Origin of the sequence: Streptomyces sp. NPDC059456 (assembly GCF_042750055.1) — a bacterium.
GTDB lineage: Bacteria > Actinomycetota > Actinomycetes > Streptomycetales > Streptomycetaceae > Streptomyces.
The window spans coordinates 1-1,985 of sequence record NZ_JBHYVA010001021.1 but is presented as its reverse complement, the minus strand read 5'-3'; the positions used below and the strand labels follow the sequence as shown (position 1 = coordinate 1,985).

At 78.9% G+C, this 1,985-nt stretch carries 1 protein-coding gene; it reads right to left on the bottom strand.

From position 1 onward, the window contains the following. Positions 1 to 45 precede the first annotated feature (45 nt). The coding region (locus ACFXA3_RS41730; protein WP_385196601.1) for a helix-hairpin-helix domain-containing protein at positions 46 to 1,985 on the bottom strand (1,940 nt) is incomplete at its 5' end.

Genomic DNA, 1,985 nt, shown 5'->3' with positions numbered 1-1,985 from the left:
CGAGCCCCCGCCCGGGAAGGGGCGGGGGCCGCGCCGGCGTGCGGGTCACTCCGGCTGCTCCTGCGCGGCCGCCACGAGGGCCCGCAGCAGACCGGTCAGCCGGGTCGTACGCGGCTTCGGCAGTACTTCCACGACCGCGCGCGGCAGCGCCTGGTCGACGCCGTGCACCACCGACAGATGGCGCTCGGCCCGGCCGAACGCCGTGTACACCCAGTCCCGGGCCAGGGCCTGGGCCGCGTCACCGGGCAGGACGACGACCACGGCCGGCCAGCGCGCACCGACGGCCTGGTGCGCCGTCACCGCCCAGCCGTGCCGCACCTGCGCCTCGACCTGCTCCTTCGGTACGACGGTCCGCGCGCCCGCGGCGTCCAGGTGCAGGCCCTGCGCGTCGGCCGACACCACCCGGGCCGCCGTCGCCCGCCCGGGCGAGGGCACGTGGACGACGCGGTCGCCGGGGTCGAAGCCGCCGAACCGGCCGGGGCCCGGGTTCAGCCGCTCCTTGAGGGCCGCGTTCAGCGCCCGGGTGCCCGCCGGGCCGCCATGGCCCGGGGTGATCACCTGGACCGCGTCCGCCGGGATCCCGAAGGCGCGCGGCACCGACTCGGCCACCAGCTGCACGGCGCGGTGGACGGCCTCCCCGGCGTCGCGCACCGGGACGATGACGACCTCCTTGCCGGGGGCGTCGACCTGGTTCAGCTCCCCGGCGCCGATCCCGGAGACGAGCTCGCCGATCGGGCCCGGGTCGGGGGTGCGGGAGACCACCTGCGGGCAGGAGCGGGCCGCCAGGACATCGGCGAACACCCGCCCGGGCCCGGCGGATCCGAGCACGCCCGGGTCGCCGGAGAGCACCAGCCGGGCCCCGTCGGGGACGGACTCGACGAGCGCGGCGGCGGTCTCCACGTCCAGCTGCGGTGCGTCGAGGACCACGAGCAGGTCGACCGCGAACTGTCCGTCCGCGTCCCGGCCGGGCCCCTCCGTCCCGGCGAGCAGCCCGGCCACGGTGACGGCTCCCGGCGCGGGCGCGTGCGCGGCCAGGCAGACGCGCAGGCCCAGGTCGCGGGCGGCCGCGAGCAGGGCCCGCGGTTCGGCGCGGGCGGCTTCGCCGCCGGTGTGGGTGACCAGCCCGTGCCCCGAGGAGGCGCGGACCAGCTCGGCGCCCGCGCCGGCTTCGGAGGCGGCCTTCTCCCAGTCCGCGGGGTCGGTGAAGGTGTTGGCGAGCCGGGCCAGGCCGTCCGCCAGGCTCTCCTCGGCCAGCGCGTACCCCTCCAGGCCGACGAGGACCCGGACGGGCTGCTCCTCGCCCTCGGCGACCGGCGGGCCGAGCGGTTCGTGGAACACCAGGACGGCGCCCTCGCCGATCGCCTCCTCCAGGGACTCGGCGGGGTCCGGCACGCCGTACTGGGCCAGGGCCGATTCCAGGGTGGGGGCCTCCAGGGCGGTGTGCCCCTTGACCGCGGCCTGTTCCAGCAGCCAGCCCACGAGCGCGGCGGCGCGCCGCTCGTCGCCCGGGCCGGCCCCGGCACCGAGCAGGGCCCGGGCGAATCCGTCGGCCTGGGTCGGGCGGACACCGGCGACGGCCAGGAGCCGCCACGGGTCGTCGGCCAGCAGCTCTGCGGCGCCTTCGCCGAGGGCGGTGGCGGCCGGGCCGGCCAGGGCCTCGGGGGCGCCGCCCCGGGCGAGTACGGCCCGCACCTCCTCGATGCCGGCCGCGGAGGGGGCGGCGGGTGCGGCGGGTGCGGGACGGGCCCGGTCGGGCGCGGCGGGAGCCGGGGCCGGCTTGCGGGGGGCGGTCGGGGCCTCGTCGAAGTACACCGGGGAGGGCTTCTCCCCGCTCTCCACGGCCCGTACGGCGGCCAGCAGGTCGGCGGCCTTGCCGCTGAGCTTGGCTCCGGCGTCGACGGGACCCTGGCGTTCCGCCTTGCGGCGGGCGATGCGTTCCCGCTCGATCTTCTGCGCGGCCAGCTCGGCCTCGGCCTCACTGAGCG